Genomic DNA, 17,426 nt, shown 5'->3' with positions numbered 1-17,426 from the left:
TTAGAGTACAAATTATGTAGATTTCCTTAAAACTTTTTCTTCCTGTACATCTCAACCATCCGCCATATGGGATAATGAGATTCCAACACCACCTTTGTTTTCAGGATCCACATAAGCTACGTAACAGTTCTCGCTATGTGTCAAACGTAGATTCATCCAATGTCACAAATTTCTTCAGATGAATTGGACAACCAGTTTCATTAGAAGTTCTTTAATACATCCCTTAAAACTACAGCATTGTTATGTTCCTCATCTTTAGCCCCATAAACTAAGGTGACAGTTAAGTTACTTTTCTCTAATTCCTTTATCTGTTTTAAAAATTCCTTTTTATCCTTCAACTCTTCATTGTATTTACTTTGAAATTCATCCCATCTTACAGGGTCATGATCGAACCATTTACGTAAATTATTAGAAGGGGCGATGTCTTTCATCCATAAATCCAATTTTGCTTTCACCTTTGATATTCCACGAGGCCATAGTCTATCTATCAGTATTCTAAAGCCATCACTTTCTTCGGAGGGTTGGTAAGCTCTTTTGATTTTTATCATATTATCTTTATTATTTATGTAGCCAATGAATATTAAAATTAATACTCCAAAAATTTATTCAAATTCCAGACAAAATAAATAAGTATAGTCACAAAAATTTGGGGAATTTTTTTATTCAAAAAGGTAGGAGTGATACATATGGCACCTCATTGCGATACTATGGATGGCCCGGTAGTTACGGCTTGTAAAATGGCTTTAAAAATGGAAAATGTTAATTATGTTCTTCCATTTGTACCTAAAAAATCAGAGGAAGAGCTAACCCGAGCATTTAATAAAACCCTTAAGGCAAGAAAATTAGGAAAAGATGCCGAAGAAATTGTTGATCTATGGTTTTTTGAAACAGCTGTACGTCTGCATCGGGAAGGAGAAGGTGCTCCTTACACCGGTCTTAAACCAGCCGGATTGGACTGGGGTCCTGTTGTTCCAAGAGCAGAAAGGGATATAGAAAAGGGAGATCCCACAGAAACCATAGAGTTTATAAAAAGTGTGGTTGAAAAAGAAATGCGAAAAAAATTTGATGCGGCCATGTCAACAAAGGATTATGACATAAATAATGTAGATGCTGCACGGAAATATACAGAATCAATGCTCCATTTTGTCTTATCATCACACCACCTTTATAAATATATTATATCCGGTGGAGCTGATTAATAATTAAAATGAACAGATAATATCTGTAACTTTAATGTGTGATATATGAAGTGCAATAATTTTATTATTGAATCAGCATTTGCAAATAAGATCAACATCTCATTTCAAATATCTTGAAAATGGGCCAAAATGACGAGTTATATACATATCTAGTGGTTGAAATACATGCCTTTTTCATTGTTTTTTTAGATGAAATTTGAGATATTTTCTAACAAATTTACTTCGTTAAACGATACTATTACGAAGTAAATTATATTTTGGATTTTTTGGGGGAATTTTTTTTACATTTATGGATGCTTTTTTGAAACTTTCAGTTTGATCTTTTATCATATTTCTTTTTACTGATGCCCTTTGCAATATGTTTAAGAATAGAAAAAAGGTAAACACAAAGCAGCAGTTTCAATCCTTTTTTTAGTGAGATTGGCTTCAACATTAATAGGTTGCTCATTTAACCAGTAAATATAAAGTTTGTAGAACTTTAGCTTGGTAAAGTTTAAATATGAATTGTATGATATACATGTTTGAATTGGAATTATATGATAAATATGTTTAAATATGTATTGTATGATTAGTAGGATTTACTCAAGATGATGGAGGATGATATTCATGGGAATTATGAAGGATAACTATCTTTTTGGCACTGTTAAAGTAGGCGAACGGGGACAGATTGTTATTCCCAAAGAAGCTCGGGATAAATTTGATATAAAACCTGGAGATAGCTTAGTAGTGTTTGGAAGAGATAAAAGGCAAATACTCACAATCTTGAAAGAGGATGTTATGAGAGATTATGCTCTTAAAATATTGGAAGACTTGGATAAACAAGATTAATACCGAAATTATTTTTAAATACTATTTTTTCTTAACTTGAAAGGAGTGGTGAAGTTGAAAATAGCAGATGGAATAGCAATGCTAAAATTACCAATGAATATTACGGGAAGGAAAAGCACAATTTATCCAACTCTCATATGGGATGCTGAAACAGTTATCCTGGTTGACAGTGGAGCACCCGGTACCTTAGATGGAATTAAAAATGCAATGGAAAATGCAGGTGTGCCCTTTGGAAGGCTCAGCAAGATCATAATAACCCATCAGGATATTGACCATATTGGAGGGCTTAAGGATATCTTAGATGAACTGCCTGAAGTTGAAGTATTAGCACATGAAGCGGACAAACCATACATTCAAGGTGAGAAGAAACTTGTACGTTTAAATTCAAAGTTTATGGACCGTATCAATTCGTTACCGGATAAAGAGCGGAAAATGGCCATGGAGATAAATAACATTCCCCATGTAGAGGTTAAGAGAACCTTGAGAGACAATGAACAGTTAAGTTTCTGTGGAGGTATTAAGGTGATACACACACCAGGACATACACCTGGACATATATGCCTCTACCATGAAATGAGTAAAACCCTTATTGCAGGAGATGAACTGAACATCTTTAACGGAGAACTTGTAGGTCCCAATGAGCAGATCATGGATGAAAAATCAACTGAAATTGCCCTTAAATCCCTCAGTAAATTGGAAGAATATGATATTGAGAATGTGATAAGTTACCATGGAGGCCTGTTCAACGACAACCCCCATCAAAAAATTAAAGAGCTAAAGGGTAATTGAATGGATATTAATCTAATTCTACTTCCCTTATTCGGATTTCTTATAGGCCTCTTAGTGTCTATGTTAGGTGGAGGTGGAGGTGGACTGTATGTACCTGTTTTGACACTGCTTTTTGGTGTACCCACACAAGTGGCTGTAGCTACATCTTTAGCATCAGTCTTACCCACCACAGCTGTAGGGGCTCTCAGTCACCATCGTGAGGGTAATGTGGATATCCACACGGGCTTGATTTTAGGAATCGGAGGAATAATAGGCACAGTAATAGGAGCCTATATTGCCAATATGATTCCTCCGATCCTTTTAAGAAGGATTTTAGGTATTTTTACATTGATATTACTGATTCCAATGATACGAAGTGCATTGAAAAGACGTGAAAATACAGACAAATGTAAAAAAGGAGATGAAAGTAAAAAAGAATTTACAACGCTTACAGGACCTAAAAGAGTTATAGCCTCTTTTTTTGGAGTCGCATCCGGATTAATGGCCGGAGTTTTTGGAATAAGTGGAACACCACCTGTTACTGCAGGACTTTATAGTTTAGGCCTGCCCGCCATAATGGTTGTGGGTACAACTGTATTTGTACTTATCTTTAACTCAATTGCAGGTATAGGGGGTTATTTCCTATTAGGAAGGTTAGATCTGACTCTGATAATTCTTCTTGGTGGCGGGGCAGCTGTAGGTGCATTTATAGGACCTAAACTGCTTAAAAAAATTGATCCAATGACCATTGAGAAAATCTATGCGCCTTTGCTTGTGACTATAAGTTTTACCATGGGCCTAGCAATGATACTGGCATAAACTACCAAATACATCTGTTTATAGAATCAAAGGACTGTAGTAATAAATTATATTTAATGAATATTTATGCCTGACCTAAATGTAAGAACTTCAAAGGTAAAAAAAAGGTTGAGAACTGTTTTGAATAAATAATCAATTAAACAGTACTTAATCTATTTTAGGTAAAATTACAAAAGCAGAGAGGTTAATACGAGTAAATTTCCGGTTCCAAGTAATATAATGAATTTAATACAAAAATAAGTTTAATAAATCATAAATGAGGGGAGTTACAATCCCAATTTTACTGAGATGCCCCTTATGTAACGGGTTAATATTATTAACCTCGTTTCTTAACTCCTCTTCCTCTTTTACTTCCTGGTTTTATAGAATTTGATTTAGGTCTTGTTCTTTTATTAGTTCCTTTCACTTTTGCCATTTTTTTATTCTCCTAAATTTACTAATTTTAAAGATAACCTGCACTAGAATAGTAACAGTACTTAAAATTGCTTTTTTTAACCTGAATAAGGTTAATATAACTTTTTTCAGTGTTATTGATCCGCGATCCTAAACATTCTCCGCTTGAAAATCGCCGATACTTAGTCTTTGGTTTATTTTCTATATAAATTTATATAATTTGTCCATGGTAAATGAATCTGAATTAGCAAAATGAAGAATGATTACTCTTTTAAACTTGGATGTACTTAATTTTAAAGATTCATGCCTCCCAACTATATGCAAATTTAATGTTACAAATTTTCCACAAGCATTATATTGGATTACCGATAAATTTTAAAACATCTAATACCATGTTTACTTAATTAAAAATACTACATTGACGTTATCATGGAGGTCTATTCAACGATAAAATCTATAAAACTGCAGAATTGCTTTAACATGCCTCAGGACTTCTTTTTTACTGGACGTGTTTAACAGATGATCGATCCTAACTTGATCCTGCTTCCTTTCTTTGGATTTTTAATAGGCCTATTTGTAACCGTAATTGGCGGAGGGGGTGGTGTTTTTTACGTTCCAGTTTTAACCCTCTTATTCAATGTTCCAACCCAACTTGCAGTGGCAACTTCGCTTGCATGTGTACTGCCCACCACAGTCATGGGCACAATCAGCCACAACCGCATTGGTAATGTGAACTTCCATATCGGCATGATCTTTGGAATAGGAGGAATAGCTGGAGCATTGATAGGAGCTTATATCTCCAATTTACTCCCTTCGATCCTCTTAAGAAAGATCTTAGGTGTTTTCTTGCTTATAATGATCATCCCCATGGTATCCAGTGCACTTAAAAGGCAAAAAAATCCAGGTAACATGAAAAGGAAATCCTCAACATTTACAGGGCCAAAGAAATTTGCAGGCTCACTTTTTGGTGTTGTATCAGGTATTCTGGCAGGAGTATTCGGGATAAGCGGAACACCCCCAGTTACTGCAGGTTTATACATCCTGGGATTACCCGCCGCAGTTGTTGTGGGCACATCCATCTTTGTACTCATCTTCAACTCAGTATCAGGGGTGGCAGGCTACTTCATGTTAGGACAGTTTGATCCCGTGCTTATCATCCTTCTGGGAGGTGGGGGAGCTATCGGTGCCTTTTTAGGTCCTAAACTGGTTAATAAAATCGAAGATCAGACTCTTGAGAAGATTTATGCGCCTTTATTGGTGTTTTTGAATCTCATTTTAGGTTTTGCCATGATCTTAAGATAATTTATTCATTAGGATAATTTATTCAACCCATGGTAATTTATTCACCCATTTTATCCCATATTTTTTTTATAGCACTTAGATTTCTGAAGCGTATACCAATTTATCCTTTATTTTTAAATACAATCATCAACTTATCCTAAATCAACGAGAATCTTTAATACTTATGGAAATTTTTGAAATGAAACAGTTAGTCTTATTCAGTTTAGGAGGACAATTAAAATGGCAAAAGTATCCTGCCCTAAATGCGGTTCAAAAAGAATGAAACTCCACGTTCCTCAGACATCTATCTGGAAATGTGAAAAATGTGGCTACCAGGGGCCAGTTTTCATAGAAGATGGTAATATTGAAAAACAGCTCAAAGAATCTAAAAAAATGGAAAAACTCCAAAAAAAGATGTTAAGGGGAAGATAAATTAGGAAAAGATGCGGAAAGTAAATTCAAGGAAAGATGCAGGGAAAAATAGAATAAATGTGAATAGATTATTAGAAGGGGTTATTAAATTTGAATCTGGAGTACATGACTTATCATACCTTTAAACCCATAATCTCTGCCACAATCAAATAGTATCCGGCCAAACCTTTCCATTTTCCCCAATTATGGGCGATTTCACAGGCTTCATCTGCAGATATCCTTACATCGTCACGGTAGAAATGAGATATTGCCCGGCGCAGGCCGATATCATCAGCAGGCAGGGCATCTAACCTGCCCAAACCTCTCAGTACCGCCAGCTCCCCTGTCCAGACACCCACACCTCTTATTTTACACAGTTCATCTATCATATCTTGAGTGCTGTTCAGTTTCCCTATCTGGTCCAGGTCTATTTCATGGTTTAATATGCCAAGCGAGAGGTCACGGATATACTCTGACTTTCGAAAACTCAAACCACAGTCTCGGAGTTTCTGGAGCTCCAGAAAAGCAAAATCTTCGGGTGTTGGGTACGCATAACATGTTTTTCCCTTAATGTTAATTGACGGCCCAAAACTTTTTATAACACGATTTTCAATGCTGTGGGCTGCCTTCAGAGATAGCTGCTGTTCAGCTACAGAGTCCACCAGGGCTTCAAATAAAGTGGGTGTGGTGGGATTTTTAAGACCGTGAAGTCTGTCTGTGATCCTGTTCATGACATCATCAGATTCAATTTCCCTGTAAAATGGATTGAGGTCCATATCCAGGTTGAAGATCTTATTTACCATGTTTGAAATTGATTTTAAATTTTTAGGAGATAGCTCTTCTGTTGATTCCATTTTCACAGTCAGATTTTCAGCATCTTCTGATTCAACCGTGACGAGTACCAGACCTTGATCCGTTCTCAGAACCTGCCAGAACATTCCGTTTTCATATTTACGTATCTCAGGATCTCCATCTGAGAATATCCTGACACTTAAATCAAAATTAAATGGACTTATTGCAGATATATCTAATTTTGAAGTCATTTCATTTTCCAAGCTCATTTTTATTCCCTAAGCTCAAATAATATTTTTAGTCCATCTAGTTTTTAGTTCATTATGTTCCATAATCTGGATATTGACACGAAATCATGATTGATAAAATCATGTACTGCTTCTAAAAAAATGATCTTCTTGAATTAATTTTATTTCACTTCTTTTTAGCCCTTTCAAGTTTGATCACATCTTCATAGGCCTTCTTTAGAACTTTACCTTTAAAGTCCAGGCTTTCAATGCTTTCCTTTTTGGCCAGCTCACATTGTCTATCCTCAAGTTTTTCCATGACCTCCTCAAATTTCATAATTTCATATTTACGGTTCAATTCTTCCAATTTTTTATCAACCCGTTTGATATCCCCTTTTAGATACTTTGATTTCATGGTAACGGCCCCTTTAATGGAGATTATGAGTTTTTTATCATTACTTATATTTTGGGTATTGATTCATAAAAATGTGTTCAAAAAAACTTCATTTATTTTTCTCCACATTTTAAAAACTTCTTTCATCAATTTCCACATTTTTATATACTATGTACGGTACAGTATAGTGTATGACATAATTATTTAGGTCACATTGTAATGGAGGTCAACAATGGTTAACATCTTTGAACGATTCGAGACTGAAATGAAACGGGGTGTGATACAGGTTGCTGTGATGTGCCTGCTGGAAAATGAAAGGTACGGATATGACATCACCAAAAGCCTCAAGAGTGCCGGACTGAAAGTGGAGGAAGGCACATTATACCCTCTTTTGAGACGTCTTGAAAATGATAATTTACTTTCAAGCCGCTGGGACACCAACGATTCAAGGCCCAGGAAATATTACATGATAACTGAATACGGTAAACAGGTTAGAACAAGCTGGTTGGATTCCCTTAAATCCATCAACACAGCTTTAGAACAATTTGAAAATAATATCAATAAGGGGGATAACTGAATGTACGTCAACAATTATATAAGCCAAGTAACAAAGGGCATGAGCCCAGATCAATACAAAGAAGTTGCTGAAGAACTTAAAACACATATTTTAGATAGTGCAGATGCTATTGCTGCTGAAAAAAATGTTGAAGTTGATGAGAACATCATCCGCGAGGCAATTTCTCGGATGGGACCTGCAGAAAAAATGGCCAAAATGTACCCGAAAAAAAAGTCCTGGAAACTGAATAGCATTGTTGACAGTGATATATGCGCCAAATGCGGGACCTGCACAGTTATCTGCCCCAACAACATCTTATCGTTCGAGGGAAAACCAGAGCTGACAGAAGAATGCCTGAGAAACGGGCATGGAATGTGTTTTGAAGTCTGTCCAAGGGTTTCATCCGGAAAATACCAGATAAAAATAAGGGAAAACTTCAAAGAAGACTATTACTATGGAAAAGGAGATCTAAAAGGACAGGATGGTGGAGCAGTAACAGCCTTCCTGAAACACCTCCTCGACATCAACAAGATCGACGGAGCCATAGTGGTTGGAGACGAACACTGGAAACCAGTCTCATTGATAGTTCAAGATGCAGAGGACCTGCTTCAAACCTCCAAGTCAAAGTACAGCATATCAACACTTGAGGCCCTGAAAACAGCCGGAGAAATGGGGCTTCAAAAGGTTGCAGTGGTTGCCCTGCCCTGTCAGATAAACGGGCTTAGAAAACTCCAGTACTTCCCATACCTTGCTAAACACGAGGAAGAACTTGGAAAAAGTGGGAAACCAGCAAAACTCCCAAAAATCGAATACTTGATAGGACTGTTCTGCACAGAAAAATTCGACTACGGCAACATAAAGGAGATCCTCAAAGATAACAGCATAAACATCAAAGATGCCGAGAAATTCGACGTTAAAATGGGAAAACTCCTCGTCTATGTAAATGGAGAGGAGAAGAAGATAGATCTTAAAAAAATAGAACTCTGCTCCGGCTGTAACATGTGCAGGGACTTCGATGCAGAACTGGCAGACGTCTCAATCGGCTCCACCGGAAGTCCAAACGGTTACTCAACCATCATAATAAGAACAGAGAAAGGGGAAGAAATTAAAAACGCTCTGGAACTTAAAGAAGGTGTGGATGTTGGAGCCGTGGAGAAACTTCAAAGCTTCAAACTAAAAAGGTTCGTGAGGGAACTTAAAAGAAGAAAAGAAAATGATGAGTTTGTATCATTTTACTGGGCTTCAGACTACGCAGGTGTTTCAAAAAGATCTGACGGTACATACTTCATAAGAATCAGGGCAAAACCAGCAGGTTGGTACGATGTTGATGAGGTAAAAGAAGTTCTGGACATAGCAGAACGGTACAATGCAAGGATAAAACTCACAAACAGGGGCGCCTACGAAATTCACGACATCAGCGGTTTTGACGTTGAGGAGGTTGCACTTGAGCTGAATGAAAAAGGTCTCACAACAGGTTCTGAAGGTCCCCTTGTCAGGGCCATACTCGCATGTCCTGGAAAGGAAAACTGCGGAAGCGGACTTATAGACACAACAGAAATATGCAACATCATCGAAGACAAATTTAAGGAGAAGCCAACACCTTATAAATTCAAAATTGCCATCAGCGGATGTCCCAACAAGTGTATGAGGCCGCAGATTCACGACACAGGAATCGTTGGAATAAAATTCCCAAAAACCAATGAAGACAAATGTAACGGCTGCGGACGGTGCTCAGAAGTCTGTAAAGTTGAGGCAATCAACATCAGGGGAGAAACATCCTATACAAACTACAACATCTGCATAGGCTGTGGAAAGTGTCAGAAAGCCTGCCCACACGAGGCAAGAGAAGTTAAAGAAGAAGGTTTCATGGTTTACATTGGAGGCAAAGGTGGAAGGGAAATTGTTGAAGGTGCTAGCATGAAACTGAAAAGTGTTGATGAGATAACAAATTTCATAGACGGTGTCCTGACAGTTTACAACAGATACGCTGATAAACCTCAGAGGGAGAGACTTGCCGGTACAATGAAAAGGATAGGTCAGACAAAATTCCTGGATGAAGTGAAAAAGGTAGTTGAGGGTTGAATATAGGAGTGTTTTTTTTACAACCCTTTTTTTCATTTCAATTATTTTTTTTCAGATATCTTGATTTATAAATGAAAAAAATATTAGTAATTCATGTCCCGATCTTCAAATTTTCGTTTAAACTTTTAAGAAGTCTAATCGCAGCATAAGCAGCTAAAGTGCTTGTTTTTGGATTTGTGGCACATGGCATGTTTTCTGTGATGGTTTTAAATTCTCCGAATTCTCCTATTACATGGACTTCGTGCATGTTTCGGTCAACTGCAGGGTCTGCTATTATTTTAACATCAACTTCCATTCCACAGGCCAAACTTAAGGTTGCTGCAACGTTTATGTTCATTGGGAACTTTAAAACTGCATCTCCTGCCTTTCCCTCGTAGAGGATCTTTTCCTCATCCGTTGAAATTCCAAGGGATCTTGGAGGTTTTCTTGTTACAAGACTTGCGCTTTGTATTTTACCGATGGATGCTGCTTTGATACCGTCAATACCTACAATTGCTCCTGAAGGTGCGTATATCTTTGCATTGTTCTCTTTTGCAAGTTTATCAAGGCGTTCCCTTAGTTCATTGTCTAAAAGGGCTCCAACGCTCATGACAATCATATCCACACCAGCACCAATGATGGTTGGAACAACTTCCCTGACAGCCTGGGGTGATGCTGCTTCAATTACAAGGTCTACCTTGTCCAGCATGTCTTCTATACTCAACAAAACAGTCCCATCAACCTGTGATGCCAGGTTTTCAGCCCTTTCAATATCTTTATCATAAAAAAAATTTACATCAACGCCAAGCTTTCCTTCAGCTGCAAAATTAGTAATTATATTAGCTATGGCACCGCAACCCAGGATCCCGACTACCTTAACACTCTGTTCATGATCATCGGCTAAATTTTCAGAGCTACATAAAGGAAAGGTACTTTCAATTCTGTTTATTTCTAAAAGTTCATGCATAACGGTTTTATTCATTTCTCCACACACCTATTCATTTATTAATTTTTAGAAACCTCAACCATCCTTTTAATTGCCAGTTTTGCCCTGTTTGCTATATTTTCATCAACCTGAACCACGACTTCTTCATTTAAAAGACAATTTTTAACCTTTTCAACTGTGTGCAGTTTCATGTTCTCACAGATTGCCTCGTTTAAAGCAGGGATAAATGTTTTATCTGGATTTTCCCGCCGCAACCGTGTGATCATGTCCAGTTCAGTACCTACAATGAAGGTTTTTTGGATTGATTGTGCCACATGGTGGATCATGCCCCCAGTACTTAAAACATGGTCTGCAGCTTCTTGTACCTCCCGATCGCATTCAGGATGGACCAGTATCTCTGCATCAGGATATTCTTCCCTCAGAAAATGTAAATCTCCTAAATGAAACATTTTATGAACGTAACAGTGCCCATCTTCAGGTATGGGGATAATCGTTTTGTTCACCCTTTGGGAGACGTACCAGGCCAAGTTTCTGTCTGGTCCGAAAAGTACTTTGTCATGGGGAAGACTTTCCACCACCTGAACTGCGTTGGCAGAAGTGCATAGAATATCTGCCTCTGCTTTAGCTTCAGCCAGACTGTTAACATAAAGCACCACTGCCGCATCAGGATGCCTATTTTTAGCTTTTCTAATCTCCTCTGCGTGTAACATCTGCGCCATAGGGCATTTTGACCCCATATCCGGAATCAATATTTTTTTACATGGATTAAGTATGGCGGCAGTTTCTGCCATGAAATCAACACCACAGAAAACTACAACGTCTGATTCTTCTATTTCTAATGCTTTTATACATAGTTCAAGTGAATCTCCTACAAAATCTGCAATTTCTTGTATATCACTTGTTTGATAATTGTGAGCTAATATTATCGCGTTTTCTTCCTTTTTAAGTCGTTCAATTTCTTGCAGATCATTCAACATGAGAGATCACTTTTAAGGATTGTAAAATAATTTTGATGTGATTCGAGTTCTAATAAACCATAAAATTGAACTCTATCTGGCATTTGAGTTCTTTAAATATCATTTGAGTTCCTTACTTTAATTCATAAATTCTTTGACCATAATCTTACTCTGGATACTAATTCTTGACACTTTAAAAAAAAATCAGGGCATCCTGAAGGTGATATTGAGCGAAGATAATTTTAGATGCCCCGTTCGATTAATAATGAACTTCTATATTTACTAATTTGCTGGATAACCCCCTTTAAATGGCTCCTGTCAAATCAACGTTAAGATTTACTTCCCAAATGCCCTCTCCCATATCAGCAACGGGAGATATTACTTCTGCTATTCCCACAGTGTTCATTATTATGTCCAACTTCCCAAACTCATTTAAAGCAGTGTTGATGGCATTTTGGATATCGTTTTCATTGTTAGCAATTCCGTCAACAGCTATGGCTTTTCCACCATCAGCTTTTATTTGATTGACAAGATTTTCCAATGTTTCTTTTCTCCTTGCAACCACAACAACAGATGCTCCTTCTTTTGCAAGAAGTTTAGCAATTTCATTTCCTATCCCAGAACTTCCATCAGTAACAATTGCAACCTTGTTTTCCAATTTCATTTATGAAACCCCTGCTTATTTTAGTAAGTGATTGGATTTTTATGAGTAATTGGATTATTTATCTAAACCTGTGATTCTTATTCCTCCAAATTGGGTTTTGTTTCTTATGTTTAATCCAATCAAAAGAGGGGTGATTTTTTCTATGATTTTAGCTCTTTCCAATGGTCCGCAGTCAACAACTTTGACACCAGGTATTTTCTCGATTACTTCTGTGGCCACAACCTTAGAATCTGCATCATCACCAGAGATGAGGCAATCACAGTCAATTGGTTCTGTGAAGTTCATTAAAGCTGATGAGCTGATGTTGTTAAATGCACAGATTACGTTGGTGTCTTTTAAGAGTCTAGCTGATCTTTCTGCTGCTGCACCGTCCCAGAGAGCCAGGTAAGTTATAGGGGAGCCACCTATAGCTGATTCTAAAGGTCCTGTAGCATCCAACAATGTTTTACCAGCTGCTCCTTCTTTAATAGAGAGTAAAGTTGACTTTTGAGCGGCTAAAGGTACCGTTAAAACCAGTAGTTCAGCTTCTGTTGCGGCATCAGAGTTCTCAGCGGCTTTAAGATTTGGAATTTCATCTTTAGCTAAAAGTCCTTTAACTTTATCCACAGCCGCCTGAGCTTTTTCAACTGTCCTTGAACCAATTATAACATCTTCTCCAGCTTGTACAAAACGTATGGCAATTCCTAAACCCTGGCCACCTGTTCCACCAATAATTGCTATTTTCATTCTATCAACACTCCATTTTATTGTTTAAAAAGAAAAAAAATGATTGAAATTTACTCTAGAAGGACAACTGGTTTGATTAAGTCCCTTGGTTTCTCTTTCATGAGGAAAAGTGCCTCTTCTATTTTATCGAAGCCTTTGAAGGTGTGAGTGACCATAAGTGTTGGGTCCACACGTCCGTAAGTCACAAGGTCTGCCAGTCTTTCCATTCTGGTCTTTCCACCAGGACATAGTCCAGTGATCAGGTCTTTGTCAGCCATACCGAATCCCCAATCTATACGGGGTATTGGTACGGTGTCTTTATCTCCCTGTCCTTTCCCGAAGTAGTTTATGTTGGCAATTTTGGATCCTGCTTTGGCCATTTTGAATGCATCTAACAATATTTCAGGGCCACCACCAGCTACTATTACAGCATCAACACCTGCCCCACCGGTTGCTTCAAGAATCTGTTCTGCAGTATCTCCATTTTTGTAACTGACTATATCAGTTGCCCCATATTTTTTAGCTACTTCAACTGATATTGGTCGGGTTCCAACTGCGAATATTCTTCCTGCACCTTCTAGTCTTGCACCAGCTATAGCACTGAGTCCTACTGCTCCGATACCAAGGACAGCAACAGTGGCTCCGAGTTCTATTGCAGCGTTTTCAGCACCCATGAATCCCGTACTCAACATGTCAACGATCATAACCCCTGCTTCTCGGGACATACCTTCTGGTAAAATTGCTAGGTTGTTATCTGCCATGTTGACATGGAAAAATTCACCGAATACACCATCTTTGAAGTTGGAGTATTTCCATCCTCCACAGGCACCTCCGGTTTGTGATGGAAAACCACGTTGACATGCTTCAGTATCCCAGTCGGGAGTTATAGCAGGTACAAGTACCTCGTCACCAGGTTTGAAGTCTTGAACTTCGCTTCCTACTTCATCTATTATACCTACAGCTTCATGTCCTAGGATCATGTTATGTCGGTCACCTAATGCTCCTTCCCAAACGGTGTGGACATCAGAGGTACATGGAGCCAGTGCTGTTGGTCTAACTATAGCATCCCTTGGGCCGCATTTTGGTCTATCTTTTTCTATCCATCCTGTTTCACCAATCTTTAACATTGCATATCCTTTCATTTTTTTCACCTCGTTTAATCCATGGATAGGGATTATACATTTATCCTATATAAACATACCGAATAGTTGGTCTGTAACGATTAATCAATTATATTTATAGAGACTGTTCTCTTTTTAAGTGGCCTGAAAATAACGTTTTGCACCGATTTATCCAAAAAAAATAGGATTTATAATATTTACCCAACGATAAGTTTCTTGTTAAGAAATACAATGCTGCTAAAATCATTCCAACCTTATAAAAAGATCTTAATGTGCTAAACCAAAGTATAACTGTTGTATATGTTTTGTTATTGCGTATAATCTGATAAAACATCTCCCCATTCAACTACTAAAGGGGAAAATATATTAACTGGTTTCCAGAAACTACCTTTTAATGTATCTTGGAGTTTATAATACCATATACAGATCTTATAATACTTGAATTTTACCAAACCAATTAAAAAGAAGGATAGACATGGAAACAAAAGTTAGGATCATGGAAACGGCTTTTAAGCTATTTCTAAAAAAAGGATTTGCTGATGTTTCTTTGAATGAGATTATAAGAGAATCAGACATTACTACTGGCGGATTTTACTATCACTTCAATAGTAAAGATACTCTACTCGTCGAAGTGATTAACAAATACATATTTAACTATTTTAGCTCGACCATAGAGCAGATGAAAGAGTGCAAGGGCACACCAAAACAAATATTAAAAACTGTGATACTGTTACTTGTAGGCGACGATTCAGTTATTAACGAAACTACACAGCTATGTGAAGGCGCTGAAAAAATAGATTACAGGACTCTACATCTACTGCTATTTGAAGGTGTTCAAAAATACGATATCATAAGTGAACACTACACAGAATTTTATTACAACCTGTTTGAATTCATCAAAGACGTCATCAACGATGGCATATCTCAGGGCGTAATAAGAGAGGATATTGACTCCACTGAAATTTCACTAACTATTGAAACTGTTATGGTTGGAACAGTCCTGATGTGGATAGGAATGCCTGCAATATCACTAGAAAAACGAATGGAAGCAAATATGGAGCAGATATGGAGTTCTATAAAAGCATAGACTAACTACAACTTCTTTCATGTTCTTTGAAAGAGTTTAATACTTATTTATTCTTTTTTTATTCATATTACACATTAATACTCCTTTTATTCATATTACATGGTTTTAATGCTTTTTTTATCCATATTGTGAGAATCTAAAACATTTAGTCCCAATCACTTTGTCTAGGTCACTTTACTAGATTACAAACAGAACATTCGCTATGTTTATATATGATGATTCCATTATATGGAATTAGTTTAAGGATGTTTTAACCAGTTGAGAAAATCCTTTATTGATGGATGAAAATTTCAGGGATTGTCAAAGGAGGAAAGGAACATGATAATGGTAACGGCTAAAATAACTGCTAAATCTGGTGAGAGGGATAATATTATTTCAAAATCGCAAGATCTGATTGATTCCAGTCGTTTAGATGCGGGTAATATCAGCTACAATCTGTATGCAAGCACTGAAGACTATGACCTTTTGTTGATGCTCGAACAGTGGGAAAATCCTGAAGTTTTAGAGGCACATATGCAAACAGAACATTTCAAAGCATTTGGCGCAGCTATCGAAGATATTGTAGCTAAAGAAATGGATATTGGTGTTTATTCAGCTGAGGAAGTATAATCGCATTAAGTCTTTATACTCCTCTTTTTGCTATTTTATGTTTTATCAGTTTGTATTTATGATTTACCCATTCTCTGATAATTGATTGTAGTTTGGGGGTTTAATTGTTCTTGTTTTTGTGTTTGTAGAGCGATACAACTAATTGTACCAAGTATCACATTTTAAATAAATAGACTGGTATAATTAAATATACTAACATTTTAGAGTATAGTTAGTAGGATCAGTATAATTAGATATACTGTTTAATAAGTTGAACTAGTACAATTAGATATACTCAAATTAGAACTTTTAATAAGTTGAACTAGTATAATTAAATATACTTAAAAATTGTAACTGTAGGATTAATTACACTTAAAATTGTGGTGATGAACATTCCAATACTACCCTTAGGAGTTCCTTCAGACTTTGAAAAATATTTCTACAACCGGGAAAAGGAACTTAAAAAGTTAAAAAACCATTTAAATGCCCTAAATGAAGATGTAGCCGAACAGATACTCATTACAGGGTACAGAGGTGTGGGAAAAACTTTTCTTCTGAAAAAGTTACTAAACGAACTACCAGACAACATCCTGGTGGCATACATTGATATATCAAGGGCCTACGGAAATCAGAAGGGAAATCTTAAAGAAGAACTGATAATGCACTATTTACTGGACTCAATGAACCAGGCATTAAAGGATAGTTCCGGAACATTAAAGAACATTCATAACACTGTAAACACTTTTTTAAGTAAAATAACCTTGAAACAATATGATTTTAAAGAGGCAGGAAATATCCTTGGAATTGCAGTTCCAGAGGGTCATGATGACTATGAAAAATTAAGCAAATTTGTAATGGAATTCCCTCAAAAAGTAGTTGAATCATCAGACAACATTCAGGGCTTTGTAATTGTAATAGATGAATTTCAATTGATCGGTGAACTGGAAAATCCCACATCCTTCTTCTGGTTGATTCGAAGTTACACTCAAAATCAGGACAACGTGAGTTACATCTTCACAGGTTCTGTCTCAAAAACAAGTGAAATCATCCAGATGATAAACGGACAAAACGGTGCATTCGGTGGAAGGATGATTCAGGTAAATATTGACCCATTCTCCAAAGGAGAAGTAAAAGGGTATCTTAAAGAGAAGGTAAAAGAAATTAAATTTACAGAAGATGGATTCAACAGATTTTATGAATGTACAAGAGGTATCCCCGCGTATATAAACAGCTTCTGTAATACCATGTCCTCTGGTGAAATTTACAACAATGAAAAGGTCAAAGAAACATTTTCTGAAAAAATGGATCAGATCACAGTCATGTGGATACAGATCTGGGGAACCCTATCCCCAACTGAAAGGGAAATAGTGATTTCAATAGTTGATAACGGCCCTCAAAAATGGAGCAAACTTCTAAAAACAGTGAATATATCCCGGAATACTCTGGCAAAATATCTGGATATCCTCAAAAACAAGGGAATTATAATCTTCAACGATTCAGAGGGGTATAAAATAGAAGAAAAAATGCTTGAAGCATGGCTTAAACATAAAAAGAAAGTTAACGGTTATTATCCGCCTTAAAAACTTTTTTAATCTCCTTTATCCCCAATAACCTCTTCATGAGTTTCAGG

19 protein-coding genes are annotated in these 17,426 nt (G+C 36.9%); 11 read left to right on the top strand and 8 right to left on the bottom strand.

Features of this window, described 5'->3' with window-relative positions; all coding sequences use genetic code 11:
• Positions 1-200: 200 nt before the first annotated feature.
• On the bottom strand, positions 201-548 hold the full coding sequence (locus MSWAN_RS04375; protein WP_013825403.1) for a DUF488 domain-containing protein: 348 nt from the start codon (positions 546-548) through the stop codon (positions 201-203).
• A 138-nt stretch (positions 549-686) separates the two neighbouring features.
• On the opposite strand from MSWAN_RS04375, the gene MSWAN_RS04370 reads away from it, so the two are divergent.
• From MSWAN_RS04370 to MSWAN_RS04345, 6 genes are all read left to right on the top strand, one after another.
• Positions 687-1,199, top strand: a complete 513-nt coding sequence (locus tag MSWAN_RS04370) for a DUF6448 family protein (protein ID WP_013825402.1) — start codon at positions 687-689, stop codon at positions 1,197-1,199.
• A gap of 606 nt (positions 1,200-1,805) precedes the next feature.
• Complete coding sequence (locus MSWAN_RS04365) at positions 1,806-2,027, top strand: AbrB/MazE/SpoVT family DNA-binding domain-containing protein (protein ID WP_013825401.1); 222 nt, start codon at positions 1,806-1,808, stop codon at positions 2,025-2,027.
• A gap of 54 nt (positions 2,028-2,081) precedes the next feature.
• A complete protein-coding gene (locus MSWAN_RS04360; protein ID WP_013825400.1) occupies positions 2,082-2,816 on the top strand; it encodes an MBL fold metallo-hydrolase in 735 nt (244 codons plus the stop codon).
• Positions 2,817-3,614 carry a sulfite exporter TauE/SafE family protein gene (locus MSWAN_RS04355; RefSeq protein WP_013825399.1) on the top strand — a complete coding sequence of 266 codons (798 nt, stop codon included), beginning with the start codon at positions 2,817-2,819 and terminating at the stop codon, positions 3,612-3,614.
• Between the two features lie 912 nt (positions 3,615-4,526).
• Positions 4,527-5,309, top strand: coding sequence for a sulfite exporter TauE/SafE family protein (locus tag MSWAN_RS04350; protein WP_013825397.1), 783 nt, complete (start codon positions 4,527-4,529; stop codon positions 5,307-5,309).
• 219 nt (positions 5,310-5,528) lie between these two features.
• A complete protein-coding gene (locus MSWAN_RS04345; RefSeq protein ID WP_013825396.1) occupies positions 5,529-5,720 on the top strand; it encodes a hypothetical protein in 192 nt (63 codons plus the stop codon).
• Positions 5,721-5,833: 113 nt separating this feature from the next.
• Here the strand turns inward: MSWAN_RS04345 and MSWAN_RS04340 are convergent, their stop codons facing one another.
• Complete coding sequence (locus MSWAN_RS04340) at positions 5,834-6,760, bottom strand: DNA-3-methyladenine glycosylase family protein (protein ID WP_013825394.1); 927 nt, start codon at positions 6,758-6,760, stop codon at positions 5,834-5,836.
• A 145-nt stretch (positions 6,761-6,905) separates the two neighbouring features.
• Positions 6,906-7,133: a hypothetical protein gene (locus MSWAN_RS04335; protein ID WP_013825393.1), complete on the bottom strand. Its 228-nt coding sequence runs from the start codon at positions 7,131-7,133 to the stop codon at positions 6,906-6,908.
• 211 nt (positions 7,134-7,344) lie between these two features.
• On the opposite strand from MSWAN_RS04335, the gene MSWAN_RS04330 reads away from it, so the two are divergent.
• Positions 7,345-7,689 carry a PadR family transcriptional regulator gene (locus MSWAN_RS04330; protein ID WP_013825392.1) on the top strand — a complete coding sequence of 115 codons (345 nt, stop codon included), beginning with the start codon at positions 7,345-7,347 and terminating at the stop codon, positions 7,687-7,689.
• Entirely contained in the window at positions 7,690-9,750 is a 2,061-nt protein-coding gene (locus MSWAN_RS04325; RefSeq protein WP_013825391.1) for a Coenzyme F420 hydrogenase/dehydrogenase, beta subunit C-terminal domain, read from the top strand.
• A gap of 91 nt (positions 9,751-9,841) precedes the next feature.
• Here the strand turns inward: MSWAN_RS04325 and MSWAN_RS04320 are convergent, their stop codons facing one another.
• The 5 genes from MSWAN_RS04320 to MSWAN_RS04300 all read right to left on the bottom strand — a co-directional run bounded on the left by MSWAN_RS04320 (position 9,842) and on the right by MSWAN_RS04300 (position 14,151).
• Entirely contained in the window at positions 9,842-10,711 is an 870-nt protein-coding gene (locus MSWAN_RS04320) for an aspartate dehydrogenase (protein WP_013825390.1), read from the bottom strand.
• Between the two features lie 23 nt (positions 10,712-10,734).
• Positions 10,735-11,652 carry a quinolinate synthase NadA gene (nadA, locus tag MSWAN_RS04315; protein WP_013825389.1) on the bottom strand — a complete coding sequence of 306 codons (918 nt, stop codon included), beginning with the start codon at positions 11,650-11,652 and terminating at the stop codon, positions 10,735-10,737.
• 283 nt (positions 11,653-11,935) lie between these two features.
• Positions 11,936-12,295, bottom strand: coding sequence for an SDR family NAD(P)-dependent oxidoreductase (locus MSWAN_RS04310; protein WP_013825388.1), 360 nt, complete (start codon positions 12,293-12,295; stop codon positions 11,936-11,938).
• Between the two features lie 54 nt (positions 12,296-12,349).
• Positions 12,350-13,021 carry an NADPH-dependent F420 reductase gene (gene npdG / locus MSWAN_RS04305; protein ID WP_013825387.1) on the bottom strand — a complete coding sequence of 224 codons (672 nt, stop codon included), beginning with the start codon at positions 13,019-13,021 and terminating at the stop codon, positions 12,350-12,352.
• A gap of 50 nt (positions 13,022-13,071) precedes the next feature.
• Positions 13,072-14,151, bottom strand: coding sequence for an NAD(P)-dependent alcohol dehydrogenase (locus tag MSWAN_RS04300; protein WP_320406970.1), 1,080 nt, complete (start codon positions 14,149-14,151; stop codon positions 13,072-13,074).
• A 445-nt stretch (positions 14,152-14,596) separates the two neighbouring features.
• On the opposite strand from MSWAN_RS04300, the gene MSWAN_RS04295 reads away from it, so the two are divergent.
• From MSWAN_RS04295 to MSWAN_RS04285, 3 genes are all read left to right on the top strand, one after another.
• Positions 14,597-15,208, top strand: coding sequence for a TetR/AcrR family transcriptional regulator (locus MSWAN_RS04295; RefSeq protein WP_013825385.1), 612 nt, complete (start codon positions 14,597-14,599; stop codon positions 15,206-15,208).
• 318 nt (positions 15,209-15,526) lie between these two features.
• Complete coding sequence (locus tag MSWAN_RS04290; protein ID WP_013825384.1) at positions 15,527-15,817, top strand: putative quinol monooxygenase; 291 nt, start codon at positions 15,527-15,529, stop codon at positions 15,815-15,817.
• Positions 15,818-16,182: 365 nt separating this feature from the next.
• Entirely contained in the window at positions 16,183-17,376 is a 1,194-nt protein-coding gene (locus MSWAN_RS04285) for an AAA family ATPase (RefSeq protein ID WP_013825383.1), read from the top strand.
• Positions 17,377-17,426: the final 50 nt, after the last annotated feature.

This window comes from Methanobacterium paludis (assembly GCF_000214725.1).
GTDB classification, from domain to species: Archaea; Methanobacteriota; Methanobacteria; order Methanobacteriales; family Methanobacteriaceae; genus Methanobacterium_C; species Methanobacterium_C paludis.
This window is presented reverse-complemented; position numbering and strand designations above follow the sequence as displayed.

Coding starts and splice junctions, on each gene's coding strand:
- MSWAN_RS04345 (WP_013825396.1), top strand. CDS start 5,529: ATGGCAAAAGTATCCTGCCCTAAATGCGGTTCAAAAAGAATGAAACTC.
- MSWAN_RS04320 (WP_013825390.1), bottom strand. CDS start 10,711: ATGAATAAAACCGTTATGCATGAACTTTTAGAAATAAACAGAATTGAA.
- MSWAN_RS04290 (WP_013825384.1), top strand. CDS start 15,527: ATGATAATGGTAACGGCTAAAATAACTGCTAAATCTGGTGAGAGGGAT.
- npdG (WP_013825387.1), bottom strand. CDS start 13,021: ATGAAAATAGCAATTATTGGTGGAACAGGTGGCCAGGGTTTAGGAATT.
- nadA (WP_013825389.1), bottom strand. CDS start 11,652: ATGTTGAATGATCTGCAAGAAATTGAACGACTTAAAAAGGAAGAAAAC.
- MSWAN_RS04330 (WP_013825392.1), top strand. CDS start 7,345: ATGGTTAACATCTTTGAACGATTCGAGACTGAAATGAAACGGGGTGTG.
- MSWAN_RS04375 (WP_013825403.1), bottom strand. CDS start 548: ATGATAAAAATCAAAAGAGCTTACCAACCCTCCGAAGAAAGTGATGGC.
- MSWAN_RS04295 (WP_013825385.1), top strand. CDS start 14,597: ATGGAAACAAAAGTTAGGATCATGGAAACGGCTTTTAAGCTATTTCTA.
- MSWAN_RS04325 (WP_013825391.1), top strand. CDS start 7,690: ATGTACGTCAACAATTATATAAGCCAAGTAACAAAGGGCATGAGCCCA.
- MSWAN_RS04355 (WP_013825399.1), top strand. CDS start 2,817: ATGGATATTAATCTAATTCTACTTCCCTTATTCGGATTTCTTATAGGC.
- MSWAN_RS04285 (WP_013825383.1), top strand. CDS start 16,183: ATGAACATTCCAATACTACCCTTAGGAGTTCCTTCAGACTTTGAAAAA.
- MSWAN_RS04370 (WP_013825402.1), top strand. CDS start 687: ATGGCACCTCATTGCGATACTATGGATGGCCCGGTAGTTACGGCTTGT.
- MSWAN_RS04350 (WP_013825397.1), top strand. CDS start 4,527: ATGATCGATCCTAACTTGATCCTGCTTCCTTTCTTTGGATTTTTAATA.
- MSWAN_RS04310 (WP_013825388.1), bottom strand. CDS start 12,295: ATGAAATTGGAAAACAAGGTTGCAATTGTTACTGATGGAAGTTCTGGG.
- MSWAN_RS04340 (WP_013825394.1), bottom strand. CDS start 6,760: ATGAGCTTGGAAAATGAAATGACTTCAAAATTAGATATATCTGCAATA.
- MSWAN_RS04335 (WP_013825393.1), bottom strand. CDS start 7,133: ATGAAATCAAAGTATCTAAAAGGGGATATCAAACGGGTTGATAAAAAA.
- MSWAN_RS04365 (WP_013825401.1), top strand. CDS start 1,806: ATGGGAATTATGAAGGATAACTATCTTTTTGGCACTGTTAAAGTAGGC.